The 20373-nt window shown below is 72.6% G+C and carries 18 protein-coding genes; 6 read left to right on the forward strand and 12 right to left on the reverse strand.

The annotated features are described in order from the left end of the window. Positions 1-16: 16 nt before the first annotated feature. The 3 genes from ACTMS2_RS18680 to ACTMS2_RS18690 are packed head-to-tail and all read right to left on the reverse strand — an operon-like array spanning position 17 to position 2429. Entirely contained in the window at positions 17-940 is a 924-nt protein-coding gene (locus tag ACTMS2_RS18680; RefSeq protein ID WP_441176514.1) for an ABC transporter permease, read from the reverse strand. Next, a complete protein-coding gene (gene nikB / locus ACTMS2_RS18685; RefSeq protein ID WP_250102417.1) occupies positions 930-1877 on the reverse strand; it encodes a nickel ABC transporter permease in 948 nt (315 codons plus the stop codon). Before nikB ends, ACTMS2_RS18680 begins: the two co-directional genes overlap by 11 nt. Positions 1878-1898: 21 nt before the next feature. After that, positions 1899-2429 (reverse strand): Lrp/AsnC family transcriptional regulator, encoded by a 531-nt coding sequence (locus ACTMS2_RS18690; RefSeq protein WP_101410296.1) that lies wholly within the window; start codon positions 2427-2429, stop codon positions 1899-1901. Between the two features lie 128 nt (positions 2430-2557). Here ACTMS2_RS18690 and ACTMS2_RS18695 point away from each other — a divergent pair, with 128 nt between their 5' ends. The 5 genes from ACTMS2_RS18695 to ACTMS2_RS18715 are packed head-to-tail and all read left to right on the forward strand — an operon-like array spanning position 2558 to position 8219. Then, a complete protein-coding gene (locus tag ACTMS2_RS18695; RefSeq protein WP_441176516.1) occupies positions 2558-3601 on the forward strand; it encodes an ABC transporter ATP-binding protein in 1044 nt (347 codons plus the stop codon). Continuing rightward, positions 3601-4647, forward strand: coding sequence for an ABC transporter ATP-binding protein (locus ACTMS2_RS18700; RefSeq protein ID WP_363904571.1), 1047 nt, complete (start codon positions 3601-3603; stop codon positions 4645-4647). The genes ACTMS2_RS18695 and ACTMS2_RS18700 overlap by 1 nt, the downstream gene beginning before the upstream one ends. A gap of 8 nt (positions 4648-4655) precedes the next feature. Further along, on the forward strand, positions 4656-6080 hold the full coding sequence (locus tag ACTMS2_RS18705; RefSeq protein ID WP_441176517.1) for an aldehyde dehydrogenase family protein: 1425 nt from the start codon (positions 4656-4658) through the stop codon (positions 6078-6080). A gap of 7 nt (positions 6081-6087) precedes the next feature. Continuing rightward, positions 6088-7044 (forward strand): hydroxyacid dehydrogenase, encoded by a 957-nt coding sequence (locus ACTMS2_RS18710; protein ID WP_441176518.1) that lies wholly within the window; start codon positions 6088-6090, stop codon positions 7042-7044. Between the two features lie 47 nt (positions 7045-7091). Then, complete coding sequence (locus ACTMS2_RS18715; protein WP_441176684.1) at positions 7092-8219, forward strand: acyl-CoA dehydrogenase family protein; 1128 nt, start codon at positions 7092-7094, stop codon at positions 8217-8219. Positions 8220-8411: 192 nt separating this feature from the next. Here ACTMS2_RS18715 and ACTMS2_RS18720 read toward each other — a convergent pair whose 3' ends face one another. The 7 genes from ACTMS2_RS18720 to ACTMS2_RS18750 form a co-directional block, all read right to left on the reverse strand. Further along, on the reverse strand, positions 8412-9029 hold the full coding sequence (locus ACTMS2_RS18720) for a hypothetical protein (RefSeq protein ID WP_441176519.1): 618 nt from the start codon (positions 9027-9029) through the stop codon (positions 8412-8414). Positions 9030-9242: 213 nt separating this feature from the next. Then, on the reverse strand, positions 9243-10097 hold the full coding sequence (locus ACTMS2_RS18725) for a M15 family metallopeptidase (protein WP_441176520.1): 855 nt from the start codon (positions 10095-10097) through the stop codon (positions 9243-9245). Beyond that, positions 10094-11173, reverse strand: coding sequence for an acetylxylan esterase (locus ACTMS2_RS18730; RefSeq protein WP_441176522.1), 1080 nt, complete (start codon positions 11171-11173; stop codon positions 10094-10096). Before ACTMS2_RS18730 ends, ACTMS2_RS18725 begins: the two co-directional genes overlap by 4 nt. 3 nt (positions 11174-11176) lie before the next feature. Next, positions 11177-13555 carry a beta-glucosidase family protein gene (locus tag ACTMS2_RS18735; protein ID WP_441176523.1) on the reverse strand — a complete coding sequence of 793 codons (2379 nt, stop codon included), beginning with the start codon at positions 13553-13555 and terminating at the stop codon, positions 11177-11179. Beyond that, positions 13552-14373 carry a carbohydrate ABC transporter permease gene (locus ACTMS2_RS18740; protein ID WP_441176524.1) on the reverse strand — a complete coding sequence of 274 codons (822 nt, stop codon included), beginning with the start codon at positions 14371-14373 and terminating at the stop codon, positions 13552-13554. The genes ACTMS2_RS18735 and ACTMS2_RS18740 overlap by 4 nt, the downstream gene beginning before the upstream one ends. Then, positions 14370-15314, reverse strand: a complete 945-nt coding sequence (locus ACTMS2_RS18745; RefSeq protein WP_089000068.1) for a carbohydrate ABC transporter permease — start codon at positions 15312-15314, stop codon at positions 14370-14372. The genes ACTMS2_RS18740 and ACTMS2_RS18745 overlap by 4 nt, the downstream gene beginning before the upstream one ends. 8 nt (positions 15315-15322) lie before the next feature. Continuing rightward, positions 15323-16621 carry an ABC transporter substrate-binding protein gene (locus tag ACTMS2_RS18750; RefSeq protein ID WP_441176525.1) on the reverse strand — a complete coding sequence of 433 codons (1299 nt, stop codon included), beginning with the start codon at positions 16619-16621 and terminating at the stop codon, positions 15323-15325. Positions 16622-16858: 237 nt separating this feature from the next. On the opposite strand from ACTMS2_RS18750, the gene ACTMS2_RS18755 reads away from it, so the two are divergent. After that, positions 16859-17881 carry a LacI family DNA-binding transcriptional regulator gene (locus ACTMS2_RS18755; RefSeq protein ID WP_441176685.1) on the forward strand — a complete coding sequence of 341 codons (1023 nt, stop codon included), beginning with the start codon at positions 16859-16861 and terminating at the stop codon, positions 17879-17881. A gap of 204 nt (positions 17882-18085) precedes the next feature. On the opposite strand, the gene ACTMS2_RS18760 is transcribed toward ACTMS2_RS18755, so the two are convergent. Both ACTMS2_RS18760 and ACTMS2_RS18765 read right to left on the reverse strand, forming a co-directional pair. Beyond that, a complete protein-coding gene (locus tag ACTMS2_RS18760; RefSeq protein ID WP_441176526.1) occupies positions 18086-18907 on the reverse strand; it encodes a peptidylprolyl isomerase in 822 nt (273 codons plus the stop codon). A 127-nt stretch (positions 18908-19034) separates the two neighbouring features. Continuing rightward, positions 19035-20351, reverse strand: coding sequence for a D-alanyl-D-alanine carboxypeptidase family protein (locus ACTMS2_RS18765; protein ID WP_441176527.1), 1317 nt, complete (start codon positions 20349-20351; stop codon positions 19035-19037). Positions 20352-20373: the final 22 nt, after the last annotated feature.

Below are 20373 nucleotides of genomic sequence, written 5' to 3' on the forward strand. Positions count from 1 at the left end.
TTGTGCTCCTTGCGGGTCAGCGACTGGAACGGCCCCGCAGCCGCGGGTCCAGAACGTCGCGAAGGGTGTCGCCCAGGAGGTTGAAACCGAGAACGGCGATCATGATGCAGACCCCTGGTACGACCGACGGCCAGATCGACATCTCCATGAAGGACTTGCCGTTCGAGAGCATCGAGCCCCAGGACGGTTGGGGCGGCTGCACGCCGAGCCCGAGGTAGCCCAGGGACGCCTCGATCAGGATCGCGTAGGCGATGCTCGTGGTGAACTGCACCGCGATCGGGGCGACCGAGTTGGGCAGGATGTACTTGAGGATGAGCCGGGTGTTGCTCAGCCCGACCGCCTGGCCCGACTCCACGTACGGCTCCCGGCGCACCGACATCGCGGTGCCGCGCACGATCCGGGCGAAGCTGGGGATGAAGACGATGACCAGGGCCAGGACGAGGTTCTCCGTGCCCGGCCCGCGGGCGGCCACGACCGCGAGGGCCAGCAGCAGGGTGGGGAAGGAGAACATGATGTCGGTCGCCGGGGTGATGATCGCGTCGAGTACGCCCCGGTAGAAGCCGGCGAGCAGCCCCAGCAGGACGCCGATGGCCCCGGCGCAGGTCACCACGATCAGGCTCACCGTCAACGAGGTGCGCGCGCCGTAGAGCGCCCGGCTGAGCAGGTCGCGCCCGGCCTCGTCGGCGCCGAGCGGGAAATCGCCCCCGGGCGGGGCGAGCCGCTGGTCGGACATCGCGGTCGGGTCGTACGGGGAGATCAGCGGGGCCAACGCGGCGGCCGCCATCATCAGCACCACGATGACCAGCCCGACCAGGCCGACCTTGTCACGCGTCAGCAACCTCAGCAGGTGCCCGCCACGACGCCCGACAGACTTCAGGGAGGCGCCCTCCTGCTGCTTGCCGGGACGTTGGCGGGGGCCGGGAACGACTTCAGTGACCACTGCGCAACCTCGGATCCAGGTAGGTGTAGAGCAGGTCGACGAGGAGGTTGACCACGACGTAGAAGAAGGCCAGGAAGAGCAGGGTCCCCTGGACGACGGGGTAGTCACGCTGGCTGATCCCACGGATGACCATGGTGCCGAGCCCCGGCCAGGCGAAGACCTGTTCCACGATGACCGTGCCGCCCAGCAACGCCCCGGCCTGGATGCCCAGCACGGTCACCACCGGGATGAGCGAGTTGCGCAGGGCGTGCCGGACCATGACCCCGCGTTCGCCCAGCCCCTTGGCGCGGGCGGTGCGGACGTAGTCCTGGTTGAGCACCTCCAGCATGCTGGACCGGGTCATCCGCATGCTGATCGCCGCGAGACTGGCGCCGAGGGTGACCGAGGGGAGGACGAGGTACTTCAGGCTGCCCAGGAAGCCCTCGCCCTCCCCGGCGCCCTGTGACGGCAGCCAGCCCAGCGAGACCGAGAAGATGTACACCAACAGGATGCCGAGCCAGAAGTTCGGCAGCGACAGCCCGATCAGCGACGCGACCCGGGTGCTGGCGTCGAGCAGGCCGTTGCGCTTGGTGGCGCTGAGCACACCGAGCGGGATCGAGATGAGGATCGAGACCAGCAGCGCCGAGACGGCCAGCAACAGCGTGGACGGGAAGCGCTGCATGATCTCTTCGAGCACCGGCTGACCGGTGCGCATCGAGGTGCCGAGGTCGCCCTGCAGGAGGGCGCCCAACCACCGCACGAACTGTTCGTACACGGGCATGTCCAGCCCGAAGTAGCGGCGCATCTCCGCCTCGATCGCGGGGTCGCCGAAGTCCTGCCCCATGATCGAGCTGATCACGTCGCCGGGGATCATGCGGATCACCAGGAACGAGATCACCGAGATCCCGAACAGGACCGGAATAACCGATACAAGGCGGATCAGCGTGATGCGCAGCATGTCTTGCCTCTTTCGGTCTGGTCAGACTTCAGAACCGGGCGCGCCAGGATCCGAGCTCGCGTCCCAGGCGGACTCCTCGTCGCCGGTGACAGCGATGTCGCGGGCCCACTCGTGCGCACGCTTGGCGACCCGCAGCACCATCACCGAGCGGCTCTCCATTACCCCGTCGAGGTGGCCCAGCCGCTCCGTCCAGAACCGGCGCATGGCGTTGCTGGAGGCGAAGTAGCCGACGGCGATGACGTCGAACTGCCCGGTCACGTGGTAGACGTACGCGATCTCGGGCATGCCCGCGAGCTTGTCGATGAGCTGTTCGGTGCTGCCCGGCGCACTCTGGATCTCGAAGAGTGTGTGCACCGGACGCCCCATGAACGCGGCGCTGGGAATCGCGGCGAACTGCAACTGCCCGTCCGCGATCAACCTTTCCATCCGTCGTCGGACCGACCCTTCCGACAGACCGACCTTGGCGGCCAGCGCCACGTTCGTCTGTCGCGGGTCCTGGACGAGTTCCCGGATGATGCTGCGATCTTTTTCGATCGAGCTCTTGGATGCCAACGTTGCTCCAACTTCACTGGGTGGCGGTATTCGTCGCTGTCGGGAGCCTAGACGACGAACATCGTCTGTGCAACACTCCTGGTTGACGAATGGCGACGTTCAAGCGTCCAGACTGCGGGGTGGGTTCGATGGCCTTGTTGGAGGTGCGGGACCTGCGTACCGAATTCCGTGCGGCACGGGGTTCGGTGACGGCGGTCGACGGGGTCTCGTTCACCGTCGACGCCGGCGAGACGGTGGCACTGGTGGGCGAGTCCGGCTGCGGAAAGTCGGCCACCGCGCAGTCCATCATGGGCCTGATCGTGCCGCCGGCCGGACAGGTGACCGGCGGACAGGTCCTCTTCGAAGGACGGGACCTGGTGCGCCTGCGCCCTCGCGAGCTGCGGGCCGTCCGCGGCAAGGGCATCTCGATGATCTTCCAGGACCCGATGACCTCACTGAACCCGGTGCTGACCGTGGGGAAGCAACTCACCGAGACCCTGGAGCTGCACCTTGGACTCAGCCGCAGGGCTGCGCGTACGCGAGCCGTCGAACTGCTGGAGATGGTGCGCATCCCGGCCGCGGAGACCCGGCTGAGTTCCTATCCGCACCAACTCTCCGGCGGCATGCGGCAACGCGTGATGATCGCGATGGCCCTCTCCTGCCAGCCCCGGCTGATCCTCGCCGACGAGATCACCACCGCACTCGACGTGACCATCCAGGCGCAGATCCTGGAACTGCTTCGGGAACTGGCCCGGGAGACCCGGACCGCCGTCCTGCTCATCACCCACGACCTCGGGGTGGTGGCCGGCATGGCGGAACGGGTCAACGTGATGTACGCCGGGCAGATCGTGGAGCGGGCCGAGACGGTCGACCTGTTCCACCGTCCGCAGATGCCCTACACGTGGGGGCTGCTGGGGTCGGTGCCCCGGCTGGACCTCGTCCGTGGCGGCAAGCTGCGCCCGATCGCCGGGCGCCCGCCGGAGCTGTCGGAGATGCCCCCCGGCTGCCGGTTCGCGCCCCGCTGCGCGCACGTCCGGGAGACGTGCCAGGGGGACGCACCCGACCTCATCACCACGTGGGAGAAGCCGGACCGGGGCCAGCTGACCCGCTGCTGGGGCATGCGACCGGAAAGCGAGGGCGGCTGGCTCTCCACCCAGGACCGGCACCCCTATCTCTCGACAGAGGAGAGCTGATGACCGAATCCCCTGTCGCCGCTTCCGAGCACGCCCTGCTGCGGGTGCGCGACCTGGCGGTCGACTTCAAGGTGCCCGCGCGTGGCAAGCTGCGTCCGGCCCGCCTGCGCGCCGTGTCCGGGGTGGACCTCGACGTCCGGCGGGGCGAGATCATCGGAGTGGTGGGTGAGTCCGGCTGCGGCAAGTCCACCACCGGGCGGGCCATCCTCCAGCTCCTCAAACCCACCAGCGGAACGGTGACCTTCGACGGCACCGAGCTGACCACCCTGAGCCGGGGCCGGATGCGGGCGATGCGCCGGCGGATGCAGATGATCTTCCAGGACCCGTACGCGTCGCTGAACCCGCGCATGACCATCGGCGAACTCATCGAGGAGCCGCTGCTCGTGCACGCGGACCTCTCCGCCGCCGGGCGGCGGGCCAAGGCGGTGGACACCATGCAGCTGGTCGGGCTCAGCGAGCAGTGGCACGACCGCTATCCGCACGAGTTCTCCGGCGGCCAGCGACAACGGGTGGGCATCGCGCGGGCGCTGGTCAGCAACCCGGACTTCATCGTCGCCGACGAGCCGGTCTCCGCGCTCGACGTCTCGGTCCAGGCCCAGATCGTCAACCTGCTCGAACAACTGCAGGAGGAGCTGGGTCTGACGATGATGTTCATCGCCCACGACCTGGCCGTCGTGCGGCACCTCTGCGACCGCATCGCCGTGATGTACCTCGGCACCGTCGTCGAGGTGGGCGAGTGCGAGGACATGTACCGCAGGCCGCAGCATCCCTACACCAAGGCACTGTTGTCGGCGGTGCCGATCCCCGATCCGCTGGTCGAGACCGAGCGCCAGCGCGTGATCCTCACCGGAGACGTGCCGAGCCCGCTCAGCCCACCCAGCGGATGCCGCTTCCGCACCCGGTGCTGGAAGGCGCAGGAGATCTGCGCGGTGCAGGAGCCGGTGCTCACGACGGCAGCCGGCAGCGGCCACCAGGTCGCCTGCCACTTCCCCGAGGAGCCCGGCCCGATGGACCAGACCCTCGCCGCCGCGGCCGGTGGCCGATGAGCGTGACCGTGCATCTCAATCTCGTCGACGGCGAGTGGGTCGACGGGGAACGCCGGTCCAACGGCAACCCCGCCCGCCCCGGCGAAGTCGTCAGCGAGTACGCCGTGGCCGACCGGGACACCGCCCGCGCGGCGATCGAAGCCGCCCGCCGTGCGCAGCCCGGCTGGGCCAGCCAACCCGTCGGGTCCCGCATGGCCGTCCTGGACGACATCGGCACCACCATCCTGCGCCGCACCGAGGAACTCGCGGTCCTGCTCTCGCGGGAGGAGGGCAAGCTGCTCAGCGAGGCGCGCGGAGAGGTCACCCGCGCCGGCCAGACCTTCCGCTACTACGCCCACCAACTGCTGCAACCGCAGGGCGAGGTCTACTCCTCCACCCGCCCCGGCGTCCACGCCGAGGTCCGGCGCCGCCCGCTGGGCGTGGTCGGGATCATCACACCCTGGAACTACCCCCTCGCCATCCCGGCCTGGAAGGTCGCGCCCGCGCTCGCCTACGGCAACGCGGTCGTGCTCAAACCCGCCGAACTGGTCACCGCCTCGGCCGGGGAACTCGCCCGGATCATCGCCGGATCCGCGCTGCCGCCCGGCGTGTTCAACCTCGTCATGGGCGCCGGGCGGGTCGTCGGCGAGGAGCTGCTGACCTCGACCGGGATCGACGGCGTCTCCTTCACCGGAGGCACCGGCACCGGCGGCCACGTGGCACGGCAGTGCCTCGCGCACGGCAACAAGCGGTTCCAGCTGGAGATGGGTGGCAAGAACCCCCTCGTCGTGCTCGACGACGCCGATCTGGAGGTCGCGGTGCGCTGCGCCCTGGACGGCAGCTTCTTCAGCACCGGCCAGCGCTGTACGGCGTCGAGCCGGCTGATCGTGCAGGCGGGCATCCACGACCGGTTCGTCGACGCGCTGGCCGCGGCGGCCGGCGCGCTACGGGTCGGCGACCCACTCGACCCCCAAAGCGAGCTGGGCCCGGTGGTGAGCCCCGAACAGCTCGCCCAGAACCTCGACTACGTCCGGATCGGGCGCGACGAGGGCGCGAGGGTGGTGGCCGGCGGGACGCACCACCCGGACGAGGGGCAGTTCATGCGGCCCACCCTCTTCGCCGGCGCACGCAACGACATGCGGTTGGCCCGGGAGGAGATCTTCGGCCCGGTCTCCTGCGTGATCGAGGTCGACGACCTCGACGAGGCGATCAGCTTCGCCGGCGACACCGACTACGGGCTCTCCGCCGGCATCGTGACCACGTCGCTGTCGGCGGCCGAACGGTTCAAACGCGACGCCCGCGCCGGCATCGTCTCGGTCAACCTGCCCACCGCCGGGACCGAGCTGCACCTGCCCTTCGGCGGCACCGGCGCCTCCAACCACGGCCCCCGGGAGCAGGGCGGCTACGCGCGGGACTTCTACTCCGTACCGGTGACCTGCTACACCGGCTGGTGAGGACGCCATGACACCGAAGATCCTGCTCACCGAGCCGATCGCCACACCCGGCATGGAGCTGCTGCGGGCGGCGGGCGAGGTGCACGTCGCCCACGCCACCGACCCGGCGACACTCGCCGCCGGGCCACTGACCACCGCCGACGCCCTCGTGGTGCGCTCCTCACCGGTGACTGCCGACATGCTCGAAGCGGGCCGCCGGCTCAGGGTCGTCGGCCGCCACGGCGCCGGGCTGGACGGCATCGACCTCGCCGCCGCCGACCGCCTGGGCATCCCGGTGGTCAGCACGCCGGGCGCCAACGCCGAATCGGTCGCCGAGTTCGTCATCCTGGCCGCCCTCACCCTCGCCCGGCAGGCGCCGTCGGCCGCCGCGTCGTTGACCCGGGGCGCCTTCCCGACCGGCCGGTCGCTGCCGTCCGCGGTCGTCGCGGCCGGGCTCACCGGGACCATGCTGGCCGGCCGCACGCTGGGCCTCGTCGGGCTCGGCGCGATCGGCCGGGGCGTCGCGGCCCGCGCCCAGGGCCTGGGCATGAACGTGATCGGGTACGACGTCGCGACGGCCACCCCGCCCCCGGGCGTACGCCTCGTCGCGCTGGACGACCTGCTGCGCGAGGCCGACGTGGTGAGCCTGCACGTGCCCCAGACCCCGCAGACGACCGGCCTGATCGGCGTCGCCGCGCTCGCCCGGATGCGGCCGGACGCCCTGCTGGTCAACACCGCGCGGGCCGGGGTCGTGGACAGCGGGGCCGTACTCGCCGCGCTCGACGCCGGGCGACTGCGGGGCTACGCGGTCGACGTCTTCGCGCCCGAGCCGCCCCGCCCCGACGATCCGCTCCTGCACCATCGGAGGGTCTTCGCCACCCCGCACATGGCGGCGATGACCCACGACGCGCTGGACGCGATGGCCGTCGCCGTCGCGCGTAGCGTGATCGCGCACCTGCAAGCCCCGGGAGGAAACCAACCGTGACCCTGTCCATCCCCTCGCCCGCGCTCGCGTACTTCGGCGTCGACGCCCTGATCGACGACGACACCCGGGACCTCCAGGCCGCCGTCCGCGGCTTCGTCGACCGGCGGATCCGACCGGAGATCGCCACCTGGTACGAGCAGGGCCGCCTGCCCGTACGGGAGCTGGCCCGCGAACTCGGCGAACTCGGCGTGCTCGGCATGCACCTGAGCGGCTACGGCTGCGCCGGCACCTCCGCCGTCGCGTACGGGCTGGCCTGCTTCGAACTGGAGGCGGGCGACTCGGGGCTGCGCTCCCTGGTCTCGGTGCAGGGATCGCTCGCCATGTACGCCATCTGGCGCTTCGGCTCCGAGGAGCAGAAGCAGCAGTGGCTGCCCCGGATGGCCGCCGGCGAGGCGATCGGCTGCTTCGGCCTGACCGAACCGGACTTCGGCTCCGACCCGGCCGGGATGCGCACCAGGGCCCGCCGCGACGGGGACGACTGGGTGCTCAACGGCACCAAGATGTGGATCACGAACGGCTCCGTCGCGGACGTCGCCGTGGTGTGGGCCCGCACCGACGAGGGCGTACGCGGCTTCCTCGTCCCCGCCGGCACCCCCGGCTTCACTGCCCCCGAGATCACCCGCAAGCTCTCCCTGCGCGCCTCGGTCACCTCGGAACTCGTCCTCGACGACGTGCGGCTGCCCGCCGACGCGATGCTGCCGGAGGCCGCCGGCCTGTCCGGGCCGCTGACGTGCCTCAACGAGGCCCGCTTCGGCATCGTGTTCGGGGCGCTGGGCGCGGCCCACGACTGCCTGGAGACGACGATCGCGTACGCCCGCAGCCGGCAGATCTTCGACAAGCCGCTGGCCGCGTACCAGGCCACCCAGCTCAAGCTCGCCGACATGGGGCTGGAGTTGGGCAAGGGAATGCTGCTGGCGTTGCAGATCGGTGCGCTGAAGGACGCCGGCACGCTCGACCACCGGCAGATCAGCCTGGGCAAGCTCAACAGCGTGCGGGAGTCCATCGCCATCGCCCGCGAGTGCCGCGCGATCCTCGGCGCGGCCGGGATCACCCTCGACTACCCGGTCATTCGGCACTCGGCCAACCTCGAGTCCGTGCTCACCTACGAGGGCACGTCCGAGGTGCATCAGCTGATCATCGGGCAGGTGCTGACGGGTCACGCCGCCTTCAAGTGAGCGGGGCGCGCAGGCACCTCGTGTCGCCTCGTCGCCGGCGATGGGTGGCCACGAGGTCTCCGGTACGGGTTCTTCCTGGTCGTTGAACCACCTACCGGAGACCCCGTGGAAGGCGCGTGAGGCAGATGAACCACTGTCGCCGTTTATGAAACAGACCGTAGTCGGCGTGGTGCGGCGCGACCACGGCAGCCGTCACGCCGGCACGCCCGACACGACGTCCGCGACATTGCCCTGGTAGCAGGTGGTGGTGGAGATGCTGGGGGCGGTGACCACCGGGCCGTAGACCACGTATCGCTGGCCTGTCTGCGCGTTGCGGCACTGGATCTGGACCCGGTAGGTGCCGGTGTCGCACTGGGCGGTACCACGGCCGTAGTAGTGGTTGCTCCCCTGGTGGACCCACTCCGCCCAAGAGACGCAACCGGTGACGCCGGCCGTGGGCAGTGGGTCCTCGACGGGGTACACGCCCTCGGCGACGTTACCGCTGTAGCAGGTGGCGGTGGCCGTGCCCGGCGCGTTCACCGCATAGCCACCGTAGATGACGTAGCCCACGCCCGTCTGCAGGTTGCGGCACTGAAGCTTGACCTTGTAGCGGCCGGTGGCGCACTGCACGTTGCCGCGACCGTAGTAGTAGCTGTTGCCGCCCTCCTGCACCCACTGCACCCACGTCGTGCAGCCGGTGGGGGCGACCTGGACGCCGAGGTCGGATTGCGCCACCACGTGGGCCGGTGCCGGGGCGGCCTGCGCGGGTGCGGCCACGGCGGAAAGGCCGAGGACAGCGGCTGCGACCAGCGAAAGCGGATGCCTGATCAAGTCTGTCTCCTGATTAGGGATAGAGGGGTCTTGCCCGCACGGCAGGGACAATATCAGGAAAAGCTTCGAACAACGTCTATGCGACGTCACCGTAGTTCGTCGAGGACTCGAATCTTGGCGTAGTGCCGGTCGACCTGTCTCTGACGGCGGGACAGGCGGTGCGGCGGCGTTTGAACGGAGTCCGGACGGCGCCGCGTGTGACGGGGCGGGGCCCTAGCCGCCCGCCGGCTCGGCCGAGGAGCGGGCCACGGGCACGTCGAAGTAGGTGTCCGGCCAGGGTTCGTCGCGGTAGCGGTAGTGCCACCACTCGCGGTCGTAGTTGACGAAGCCCCCGTCGGTCATGAGCTGCCGCAGCAGCCGCCGGTTGTCCCGGGCCACGCCGGTGACCTGCGGCGAGTCGGTGTGCGCGAGCGGGTCGAAGCAGTCGAAGCCGGTGCCCATGTCGACGCCGTTGTCGGCGAACCGCTGGCCCTTCGGGGCGGTGCAGGAGACCAGGGGCTGGCCCGGGGCGTACGGGGGCTGGGTGGGGGTCGGCACGTCGACCAGGGTCAGGTCGAGCGTGCTGCCCCGGCTGTGGGCGGTGGGGGCGCCGATGTAGCCCTCGTCGAACAGCTCGGACTTGGCCACCCGGGGATAGAACTCGGCCTTCATCCGCTGCTCCCCGGGCTGCCCGGCCCACTCGACGAAGTCGTCGGCGGCCCGCCGGGGGCGGTAGCAGTCGTACACCTTCAGGCTGCGCCCCCGGGTCAGCGCGGCGTCCTGCACCCGGCGCAGCGCCTCGGCGGCCGGGCGGCTGAGCAGGCAGAGGGGTTCGGCATAGCCGGCGACCGGGCGTCCGACGAAGTTGTGCGCGCCCGCGTACCGGATTTCGGTGCGGATGCGCGGGTCGACGTCGGTGAGGACGACGAGGCCCGGCCCGCGCGGCGTGACCGCCGACGCCGACGTCCGCGGAGCGGACGATGGCGGGGCGGACGGTGGCGGCGTCGGTGAGGCGGCCGGTGGCGGCGCGGCGGACGGCGACGGCGACGGCGCGGGCCGGGTGCAGCCGGGCGCGAGCGCCACGATCACGACGGCCGCCGCGACGGCCCGCCCACGGGCGGTCGCGGTTCGCCGGCGGATCCGCGCTGGGCTGGCCACGCCCCCTGTCTATCAGGCTGCGGGCCGTCGGGCGCCCGGTCCGGCGACAGGTGTACGCGCAGGAAGCGCACGGCCGCCTCGTCGTCGTCGATCCCGCCGGCCTCGTGGCCGTTGTACCGCCAGACCGACACCTCCGTCGGCCCCCGCCAGGCGTTGACGGCGGCGAAGACGGTCGACGGCGGCACGATCTCGTCCATCAGCGCGACGGAGAAGCGGCCCGGCAGGTGGCACCGGCGGGCGAAGTTGACCCCGTCGACGTAGGCCAGGGTGGCCAGCACCCGCTCCTCGGCGTGCCGGTGGATCGCCAGGAAGTCACGGACCTCCCGGTAGGGGTACGCGTCGGTGACCGTGATCGCGCGCGGGATGTCGCACAGGAAGGGCACGCCCGCCACGACGGCCCGCAGGTCGGGCCGCAGCGCCGCCACGGCCAGCGCCGCCGCCCCGCCCTGGCTGTGCCCGAGGACCGCGACCCGCGCCGGATCGACCGCCGGCAGGGTCCGGGCCGTGTCCACCGCCCGCACCGCGTCCGTGAGGAACCGCCGGTAGTAGTACGTGCGGGGGTCCGTCACGCCCCGGGTGAGCACCCCCGGCGCCTCGGGGCCGGCGGCGGCCGGATCCGGGGTGTCCCCCCGGGCCCAGCCCGCCCCCTGCCCCCGGGTGTCCATCTGCAGGTGCGCGAAGCCGGCCGAGGCCCAGAGCAGGTTCTCCAGCGGGTGGCCCCGGCCGCCGCCGTAGCCGGCGTACTGCACGACGGTGGGCAGCGGCGGCTCGACGCCGCGCGGCAGCCGCAGCCAGGCCCGCACCGGCTGCCCGGCGAACCCGGGGAAGGTCACGTCGTGCACGTCGATCGTGCTCAGCCCGGTGGGCACCGGCTCGACGCGCACCGGCCAGCCGCACTCGCGCGCCTCGGCGATCGTGTCCGCCCAGAACCGGTCGAAGTCCGCCGGCTCCGACACCTGACCCCGGTACGCCCGCAACTGCTCCTCGGGCAGGTCGGTGAGGGCCACCGCTCAGCCGGCCGACGGCGTGACGGCGAAGCGGGGGTGCAGCCGCCGGGTGTGGTCGACGTGCCGGGCCGGACCACGCAGCGCGACCGCCGCCACGAGCCGGTGGTCGGTGCTGGACGCCGCCAGCCGCAGCTCCAGCTCGCCCGGCTCGACCACGCGCCGTCCGTCGCGCCCCGTGAACGAGAACAGGTCGGCCGGCACCGCCAGGTCGATCCGGCAGGCCGCGCCCGCCTCCAGCGGCACCCGCAGGTAGCCGACGAGGCGCTGCACGGGCTGGACCACCGAGGCCACCGGGTCGTGGGCGTACACCTGCACCACCTCGCTGCCCCACCGGGAGCCGGTGTTGCGCAGCGTGAAGTGCAGCCGCAGCTCCCCGTCGGTCGCCGCGACCGGCTCGTCGAGCTCCAGGCCCGACCAGTCGAACGTGGTGTAGCCGAGGCCGTGCCCGAAGCCGTACGCGGGCGTCGGGTCGACGTTGGAGACGTCGCTGGCCTGGCCCAGCCGCGCCGACAGGTAGGTGGCCGGCTGCGCGCCCGGCCCGCGGGGCACGCTGACCGGCAGCCGCCCCTGCGGGTCGACCCGGCCGCCGAGCACGCCGGCGATGGCCGGGGTGCCCTCCTCGCCGGGGAAGAACGACTGAACGATCGCCGCCGCCTCGGTCACCGCCCGGCCCAGCGCGTAGGGGCGCCCGGCGAGCAGCGTCACCACCACGGGCGTGCCGGTGTCCAGCAGCGCGTCGAGCAGGTGCTGCTGCGCCCCGGGCAGGGCCAGCGACTCGGCGTCGCAGCCCTCGCCGCTGGTGCCCCGCCCGAACAGGCCCGCCCGGTCGCCGAGGGCGGCGACCACCACGTCCGCGCCCCGCGCCGCCTCGACCGCCGCCGCCACCCCGGCGGTGTCGTCGCCGTCGACGGAGACGCCGGGCACGGTGACCACGACGCTGCCCGCGAACTCGGCGCGCAGCGCCGCCGCCAGGGTGGGCAGCTCGATGCCGACGGGCACCTCGGGGTGGCGGGAGCCGACGTGGGCCGGGAACGAGTAGCAGCCGAGCACCGCCGTGGGGCTCTCCGCCTGCGGGCCGACCAGCGCGATGCGGGCCGGCCGGTCGAGCGGCAGGATGCCGTCGTTGGCCAGCAGCACCACGGATCGCTCGGCGACCTCGCGGGCCAGCGCCCGGTTGGCCGGCGGGTCCAGGTCGACGGTGCCGCGCAGCGCGTCCGGGTCGGACAGGTCGGCGCCGGCCAGCGCGGCCGGCACCGGGCTCCAGTCGGCGTCGAGGAGGCCCATCTGTGCCTTCTGCGTCAGCACCCGGCGGACCGCCCGGTCGATCAGCGCCTCCGGCACCGCACCGGCCGCGAGCGCCTCGCGCAGCGGCTCCCCGAAGGTCTTCACGGTCGGCAGCTCGACGTCCACGCCGGCGGCTAGGGCCTCCGCCGCCGCATCGGCCCAGCCGGCGGCCACCCCGTGCAGGGTGTGCAGGAAGGCGATGCCGAAGTAGTCGGCCACCACGGTGCCCGAAAAGCCCCAGGCCTCGCGGAGCAGGCCGGTCAGCAGCTGCTCGTCGGCCGCCGACGGCATCCCGTCGGTGTCGGTGTAGGCGTGCATCACCGACCGCGCGCCGCCCTCGCGTACCGCCATCTCGAACGGCGGGAGGATCACGTCCGCGCGCTCGCGGGGGCCCATCGGCACCGGCGCCAGGTTGCGCCCGCCCCGGGAGGCGGAGTAGCCGGCGAAGTGCTTCAGCGTCGCCACCACGCCAGCGGACTCCAGCCCCCGAACGTACGCGGTGGCGATGGTGCCCACCAGGTAGGGGTCCTCCCCGATGGTCTCCTCCACCCGCCCCCAGCGCGCGTCGCGCACCACGTCGAGAACCGGCGCCAGCCCCTGGTGCACGCCGACGCGGCGCAGGTCGGCGCCGATGGCGGCGGCCATCCGCCCGATCAGCTCCGGGTCGAAGGTGGCGCCCCAGGACAGCGGCACGGGGTACGCGGTCGCGCCCCAGGCGGCGAAGCCGGCCAGGCACTCCTCGTGCGCCATGGCCGGAATGCCGAACCGGTTGGCGGCGGCGACGCGCTGCTGGGTCCGCAGCAGCGACAGCGCGCCGAGCGCGGGGTCGACGGGCGCGGTGCCGAACGGGCGGGTGAGCTGGCCGAGGCCGGCGTCCAGCAGGTCGTCCAGGTCGACCGCTTCCTCCATGTCGTGCTGGTACGGCGCGACCTCTCCCCCGTCGGCGGCGGCGCCGACCCAGACGCCGTAGAGCTGGGCCACCTTCTCCGGCAGGGTCATCGCGGCGACCAGGGCGTCGACGCGGGTCGCGAGGTCGAGGGTCGGGTCGGTCCAGGTCGCGGTGCCGGGGGCGATGTCGAGGGTCACGTTGTCGGTCACTTTCCTCCGACGCCCATCAGCCCCTGCACCAGGGCCCGCCGGGCGAACAGATAGACGAGCAGGACGGGCACCATCGACAGCACGACCGCGGCGAGCAGGCCGGGAATGTTGATCCCGTACTGCGTCTGGAAGTTGTAGAGGCCGAGGGTGATCACCTTGGTGGAGTCGGACTGGGTGAGGATCAGCGGGAAGAGGAAGCCGTTCCACGCCTGCAGGGCGGAGAAGACCGCGATCGTGGCGATCCCGCCGCGCGACAGCGGCAGCACCAGCTGGCGGAACACCCGGGCGGGGCCGGCGCCGTCGATGGCCATCGCCTCGTACAGGTCGGGGGTGATGTCGCGCATGACGCCGCTGAGGATCAGCGCGCACACCGGCAGCGAGAAGGCGGCGGTGGGCAGGATGACGCCGACGAGGTTGTCGTAGAGCCCGGCCTTGCTGATCAGGTAGAAGATCGGCACGATGACCGCCTGCGCGGGGATCGCCAGGCCCAGCAGGAACAGCCGGAACACGCCGGAGGTGAGCCGGCTGCGGCTGCGCACGATGGCGTACGCCAGCGGTGGCACGAGCAGCAGCACGATGGCCACCACGCTCGCCGTCACCACCAGGGTGTTGAACAGGTAGCGGCCGAAGCCCTCGTCGAAGGCGCCGGTGTAGTTGTCCAGGGTGAAGGTGTCGGGCAGGGCGATCGGGCCGTTGCGGCCGTACCCCTCGCGGGTCTGCACGGTGATCGCCAGCATGACGTAGATCGGCAGGCCGACCAGGAGCAGCCAGGCCACGGCGCCGATGCCGGCGAGCCAGTTGGGACGGTGCCGCTTCACAGACCCTCCATCGTGGAGCGCATCCTGTCGTAGCCGGAGACCCGGACCACGATCAGCGAGATGACGGTGGCGACGACGACGAGCAGCAGGGCGATGGCCGCGCCGGCGCCGAAGTCGAAGCTGCGGAACGCCTGCTCGTACATGTGGTAGGCGGTGATGGTGGTGTCGGTGCCCGGCCCGCCCTGGGTGAGGATCAGCACGGTGTCGAAGGTGGTCAGCCCGCCGACGACCATGAGCACCACCGAGGTGATCATGGCGTTGCGCAGTTGCGGCAGGGTGACGTGGCGGAACTGCCCCCACCGGCTGGCCCCGTCGACCTCGGCGGCCTGGTAGAGCACCGCCGGTACGGCGCGGGCCGCGCCCTGGTAGATCAGCGCGTGGAACGGGATGAACTGCCAGCTGCTGACGAAGACCAGCACGGCGATCGCGCCCGTGCGGCTGCCGAAGAGGTTGCCGTCGCCGAACAGCCACGGGGCCTGGCCCGGCACGCCGAAGTTCGGGTCGAGCAGCGCCCGCCACAGCACCGAGACGGCGGTCGCCGACAGCAGCAGCGGGAGGAAGAAGATGGCGGACAGCACGGCCCGGTTGCGCTGCGGCCCGGCCGCCCACACGCCGATCAGCAGGCTCAGCGGGGTCTGCACCAGCACGCCGAGGGCGGTGAGCAGGACGCTCAACCAGAGGCTGTTGATCATGACGGGGTCGCGGGCCAGCCGCTGCCAGTTGTCCAGCCCGACGAACTCCGGCGAGCCGAGGCCGGCCCAGCTGGTGAAGCTGAGCACGACGACGAGGACCAGCGGGGCGAGCGCGAAGAGCCCGAAGAACAGGGTCGCGGGCAGGGCCCAGGCGAAGCCCGGGCGGCTGAGGGTGGGGCCGCCGCCCGGGCGTCGTCGGGCCCGTCGCTGCTCCGTCACGGTGGGGGCGGCGAGGGTGGTGGTGGACATGGTCGCGCTCAGCCCGCCTGGAGGGACTGCATGGCCTTGATGAAGCCGGCGGCGTCCATCCGGCCGTTGCAGTACTGCTGCACCGCCTGGTGGATGGTCGTGGTCGCGGCCGGCGGGTACGCCTGGTCCCAGGAGAGCTGGAAGCTCGGGGCCTCCTTGACCAGGGTGAACTGGTACTTCAGGTAGTCGGGGTTGGTGGCGCCGTCGAGGAACTTCTCGGTGTTGGTGGTGGTGGGCAGGTTGCCGATGGCGAGCTGCGCCTGGACGAACTCGTCGGAGTACTGGAGCTTGAGGAACTCGGCCACCGCCTCCGGGTGCCGGGTCTTCTTCAGCACGGAGTAGAAGTTGTTGGTGTTGCCGACCACGTTGCGCGGGTCGCCCTTGCCGCCCGGGACGCTCGGGAAGGCGCTCCAGCCGAGGCCCTCGGCGGCGAAGGTCGGGTTGGCGTCGTTGTGGGTCGAGTAGTTCCAGGAGCCCATCAGTTCGAAGCCGGCCTTGCCGCTGGACAGCAGCGCCGGAGAGCCGCCGTCGGTGAACTTGACCGAGTCGAAGTTGGTGCCGAACGCGCCGGCGTCGGTCAGCTGCCGCAGCAGCTCCAGGGCGCGGCGGCTCTCCGGGCTCTCCCAGGCGCTCTTGTCGCCGCCGAGCGCCTTGGCGAACAGCTCGGGGCCGGCCACCCGGTCGTAGAGGTACTGGTACCACATCTGGGTGGGCCACTGGTCGCCGCCGCCGAGGGCGATCGGGGTGATCCCCTTGCCCTTGAGGGTCTTCACGGCCGCCAACAGGTCGTCCCACGTCTTCGGCGGGGTGATGCCGGCGTCGGCGAGGACCTTCTTGTTGTGGAACAGCAGCACCGGCTGGGTGCCGCGCATCGGCACCCCGTACGCCTTGCCGTCGACCACGGCGGTGTTGAAGACCGAGGGCAGGAAGTTGGCCTTCAGCCCCGGGTCCTTGGCGATCATGTCGTCGAGCGGCAGCAGCAGGTCGGCCTTGACGAACGGGGTGATGCTGCCGCCGCCCCAGTTGAAGAAGACGTCCGGCGCCTGCTTGGTGTTGATGATCGTCTGGAGCTTGGTCTGGTAGTCGGCGCCGGGAATGGTGTCCAGCACCGCCTTGACCTTCGACGTCTTGTTGAACGTGTCGACGAGCTGCTTCTCGACCTTGTTGGTGGCGTCGCCGTACACCAGGATGCGGATCTCGTCCTGGCCGGCGGCCGAGTCACCGTCGCCGCAGGCGGTCAGTGGCAGCGCCAGCGCCAGGGCGGCGCCGAGCGCGACGACGCGGGCGAGCCGCGTACGTACAGTCATGATCGACCTCTCGTGGTGGGGGTGTGGTGGGGGACGTCGCCGCCGGCGCGACGACCGAAAGGTGTCCGACAAGTTTCCGGAATACTTCCGTAACTCGTCCGAACGCTAGAACCGACCTGCCGTGTCGTCAACCCCCGATCGTGGGGCAAGATGGGCCGGTGGAGCGGCCCCGCCGTTCCGGACGTTTTCCGGTGGTGACGGGTACGGTCGGCCTTCCGACCGGTGAAGGAGACGCGGGTGGACGGCGACGACGGGCGCAGGATCACCATCACCGCTATCGCGCGGGAGGCCGGGGTCTCGGTGCCGACCGTGTCGCGGGTGCTCAACGGGCGCTCGGACGTGGCGCCCGACACCCGCGAGCGCGTGGAGGAGCTGCTACGCCACCACGGCTACCAACGCCGGGGCAGCCGCACGGTCAGCCACGCCGGCCTGGTCGACCTGGTCTTCAACGACCTGGACAGCCCCTGGGCGGTGGAGATCATCCGGGGGGTCGAGGACGTGGGGCACGGCGCGGGCGTCGGCACGGTGGTCTCCGCGATACACCGCCAGTCGACCGCCGCCCGGCAGTGGTTGCAGAACCTGCGGGCCCGCGCCACCGACGGCGTCATCTTCGTGACCTCGCACCTGAGCCCGCCGCTGCACGCGCAGCTGCGCCGGCTCAACGTGCCCGTGGTCGTCGTCGACCCGGCCGGCGTGCCCGCCACGGACGTGCCCACCGTCGGGGCCACCAACTGGGCGGGCGGGCTCGCCGCCACCGAGCACCTGCTGTCGCTCGGGCACCGGCGGATCGGCTTCGTCGCCGGACCGACGCACCTGCTGTGCAGCCGGGCCCGCCTGGACGGGCACCGCGCCGGGCTGGAGGCGGCCGGGGTGCCGGTGGAGGACCGGCTGGTGCACCCGGGCGACTTCTACCACGCCTCGGGCTTCGCCGCCGGTACGGCGCTGCTCGACCTCGAAGACCCGCCGACGGCCATCTTCGCCGCCAGCGACCAGATGGCCTTCGGCGTCTACGAGGCCGTCCGGCGGCGCGGGCTGCGGATCCCCGACGACGTCAGCGTCGTGGGCTTCGACGACCTGCCCGAGGCCCGCTGGGCCTCACCGCCGCTGACCACCGTCCGGCAACCGCTGGTGGAGATGGGCCGGCTGGCCGCCCGCACCGTGCTGCGGCTGGCGCAGGGCGAGAGCATCGACTCCCCCCGGGTGGAACTCGCCACCAACCTGGTCGTCCGCGACAGCACGGCCCCACCCCGGCTGCCGTGAGGCTCCCCGCCCCTCGACGGCGCTCCCGGTAGCGTTCCGGAAGTTCCGATCACCCCCGCCGGCCCGGAGCACCCGGAGGTCCGGCACGGCCTGCCGCTCCCCGGCCGCCCGGGGCCGGCCGGAGGTTCCGGCAACAGCGCCACGGGCGGCGGGGTCGAACGGATCTGCGACGCCCGGGGCGCCGTCGACGGCGGGCGGGGAGGTTCAGCGGTGCTGGGGGTGGTGCCGGACCGCGCGCCGGATGTCGACCGGCAGGGCGGGTGCGCCGTCGACCGGCGCGGGATCCTCGACGGTGGGGGCGATCCCGCCGGCGGCGATCCGGTCGAGGGTGGCCAGGCCGGCGGCGTCGATCGAGCCGAAGACCGTGTAGTTGGGGCGCAACGCCGAGTCCGCCTGGACCAGGAAGAACTGGCTGCCGTTGGTGTCGGGGCCCGCGTTGGCCATGGCGAGCGTGCCCCGCGCGTAGAGCCGGCGCGCGCCGGTCGGATCGGTCGGCGCCGGCGGCAGGTCGGTGGGCAGTTCGTCGGCGTAGCGGTAGCCCGGCCCGCCGGAGCCGGTGCCGGACGGGTCACCGCACTGGAGCACCCGCAGCGTCGGGTACGCCGTGAGCCGGTGGCAGGAGGTCCGGTCGTAGAAGCGGTGGCGCACCAGGTGCAGGAAGCTCTGCACCGTGCAGGGGGCGGTCTCCCGGTCGAGGGTCAGCCCGATCGGCCCCTGGTTGGTCCGCAGCGTGACCCGCACGGTGCCCCGGTCGGGGGTGCGCCTCGGGTCGGGCGGCAGCGGGACCGGCCGGGCGGCCGGGTCCTCGGGCGTCTCGGTGTAGGCGCACGGGCCGGGGGTCACCCGGGGACCGCCGGCGGCGTCGGCCGGGGACCCGCCGGGCGCGGCGAGCGCGGCGGCGCCGCCACCGGTCACCAGCGCCCCCACGACCAGGGCCACCCCGGCGAGGCGGGACAGCGTACGGGTCGGTCGACGGCGTGCCGCGATGGGCGGCGCGACGGTCTGCGGTCGGGGTTCGCTCGACACGGTGATCCTCCCTGCACTGATGGCGCCAGAAAGACCGGAGTCTATGGATCCCGTCGTCGGTTGTCGATCCGCGACGCCCCGGGCCGGGTCGACCGGGCGACCCCGACCGCGCGGAGGAGCCCTGCCGCTAACGGCGCCGCCCCGCGCGGCGACGCCACAGCAGGGCCGCCCCCAGCAGCGCGACGGCCGTCGCCACGGCCACGGCCACGGGCCAGCGCGCGATCAGCCCGTCCTCGAGTGGGCCGCTGGCCGCAGCCGGGCGCGGGTCACCGGTGGCGGCGAGCGCGGGCGGCGGGGCGGCCGCCGAGGCGGTCAGCTCCCCCGGCTCGACCAGCCGGCCGACGGCGGAGCCCCGCGGCAGCGAGAAGCCCCAGTCGAGCAGGGCGGCCCCCTGCTCCCAGCCCCGCGCGGGCTGCGGCTCGGCGCCGAGCAGGGTCACCACCAGCCGCCGCCCGTTCCGCTGGGCAGCCCCGACGTAGGTGTGCCGGGCCAGGTCGGTGAAGCCGGTCTTGCCGCCGAGCGCGCCCGGGTAGCGGTAGATGAGCTGGTTCTCGTTCTGGATCTCGAAACCCTTGGTGCGCTGCGCCGGCTGGGCGGGGATGCGGTGCGTCTCGGTCAGCGCGTACCGGCGGAACGTCGGGTCGGCGAAGCAGGCCCGGGCGATCAGCGCCAGGTCGTACGCGCTGGTGAACTGGCCCCGCCCGTCGAGGCCGGACGGGGTCACCGCGTGGGTCTGGAGGGCGCCGAGGCGGTGCGCCTCCTCGTTCATCGCCCGTACGCCGCCGGCCATCCCGTCCGCCCCGCCGCCGAGGCGGGCCAGCACGTTCGCCGCCTCGTTGCCGGACTGGAGCAGCAGCCCGAGCCAGACGGTCTCGACCCGGTAGCGCCCGCCGGCGACCAGCCCGACGGCCGAGGAGCCGGGTTCGATGTCCATGTCCCCGTCGGAGACGGTGACGACCTGCCGTGGGTCGAGCCGGGGCAGCATGGTGGCCGCCAGCAGCAGCTTCTGCACGCTGGCCGGGGTGCCGTACTCGTGCGGCCCGCAACCGCCCAGCACCTCGCCGGTGTCCAGGTCGGCGACCAGCCACGAGATCGCGGTGACCGCCGGCGGGCGCGCGGCCCCCGGCGGGACGACCAGGCCGGCGGTGTCCAGCGCCGGGCCGCCGACGGTCCGCTCACTCGGCACGGCCGGCGGCGGCGATGGACGGGGTGGCCGGGACACCCGGGGCGCGGGCGCCTTCGGGCAGGGCGCGGGCGGGACGACGCCGGGCGTGGGCGCGGCCACACCGGACGCGGCGGCACCGGGAGTCGCCGGTACGGAAGCGGATGCCACCGGCACCAGGGCGGGCGCGGCCGGCGCGGCGGGACCGGCCGCCGCGGGAACGGGCACGCCGGTGCCGAGGAGGACGGCGGTCGCCGTGGCCGCCAGCAGCCGAACCTTCATGCCCCGCACCCTAGTCGGCCCG

The organism is Micromonospora sp. SD12, from assembly GCF_052068495.1.
Classification (GTDB): Bacteria; Actinomycetota; Actinomycetes; order Mycobacteriales; family Micromonosporaceae; genus Micromonospora; species Micromonospora echinofusca.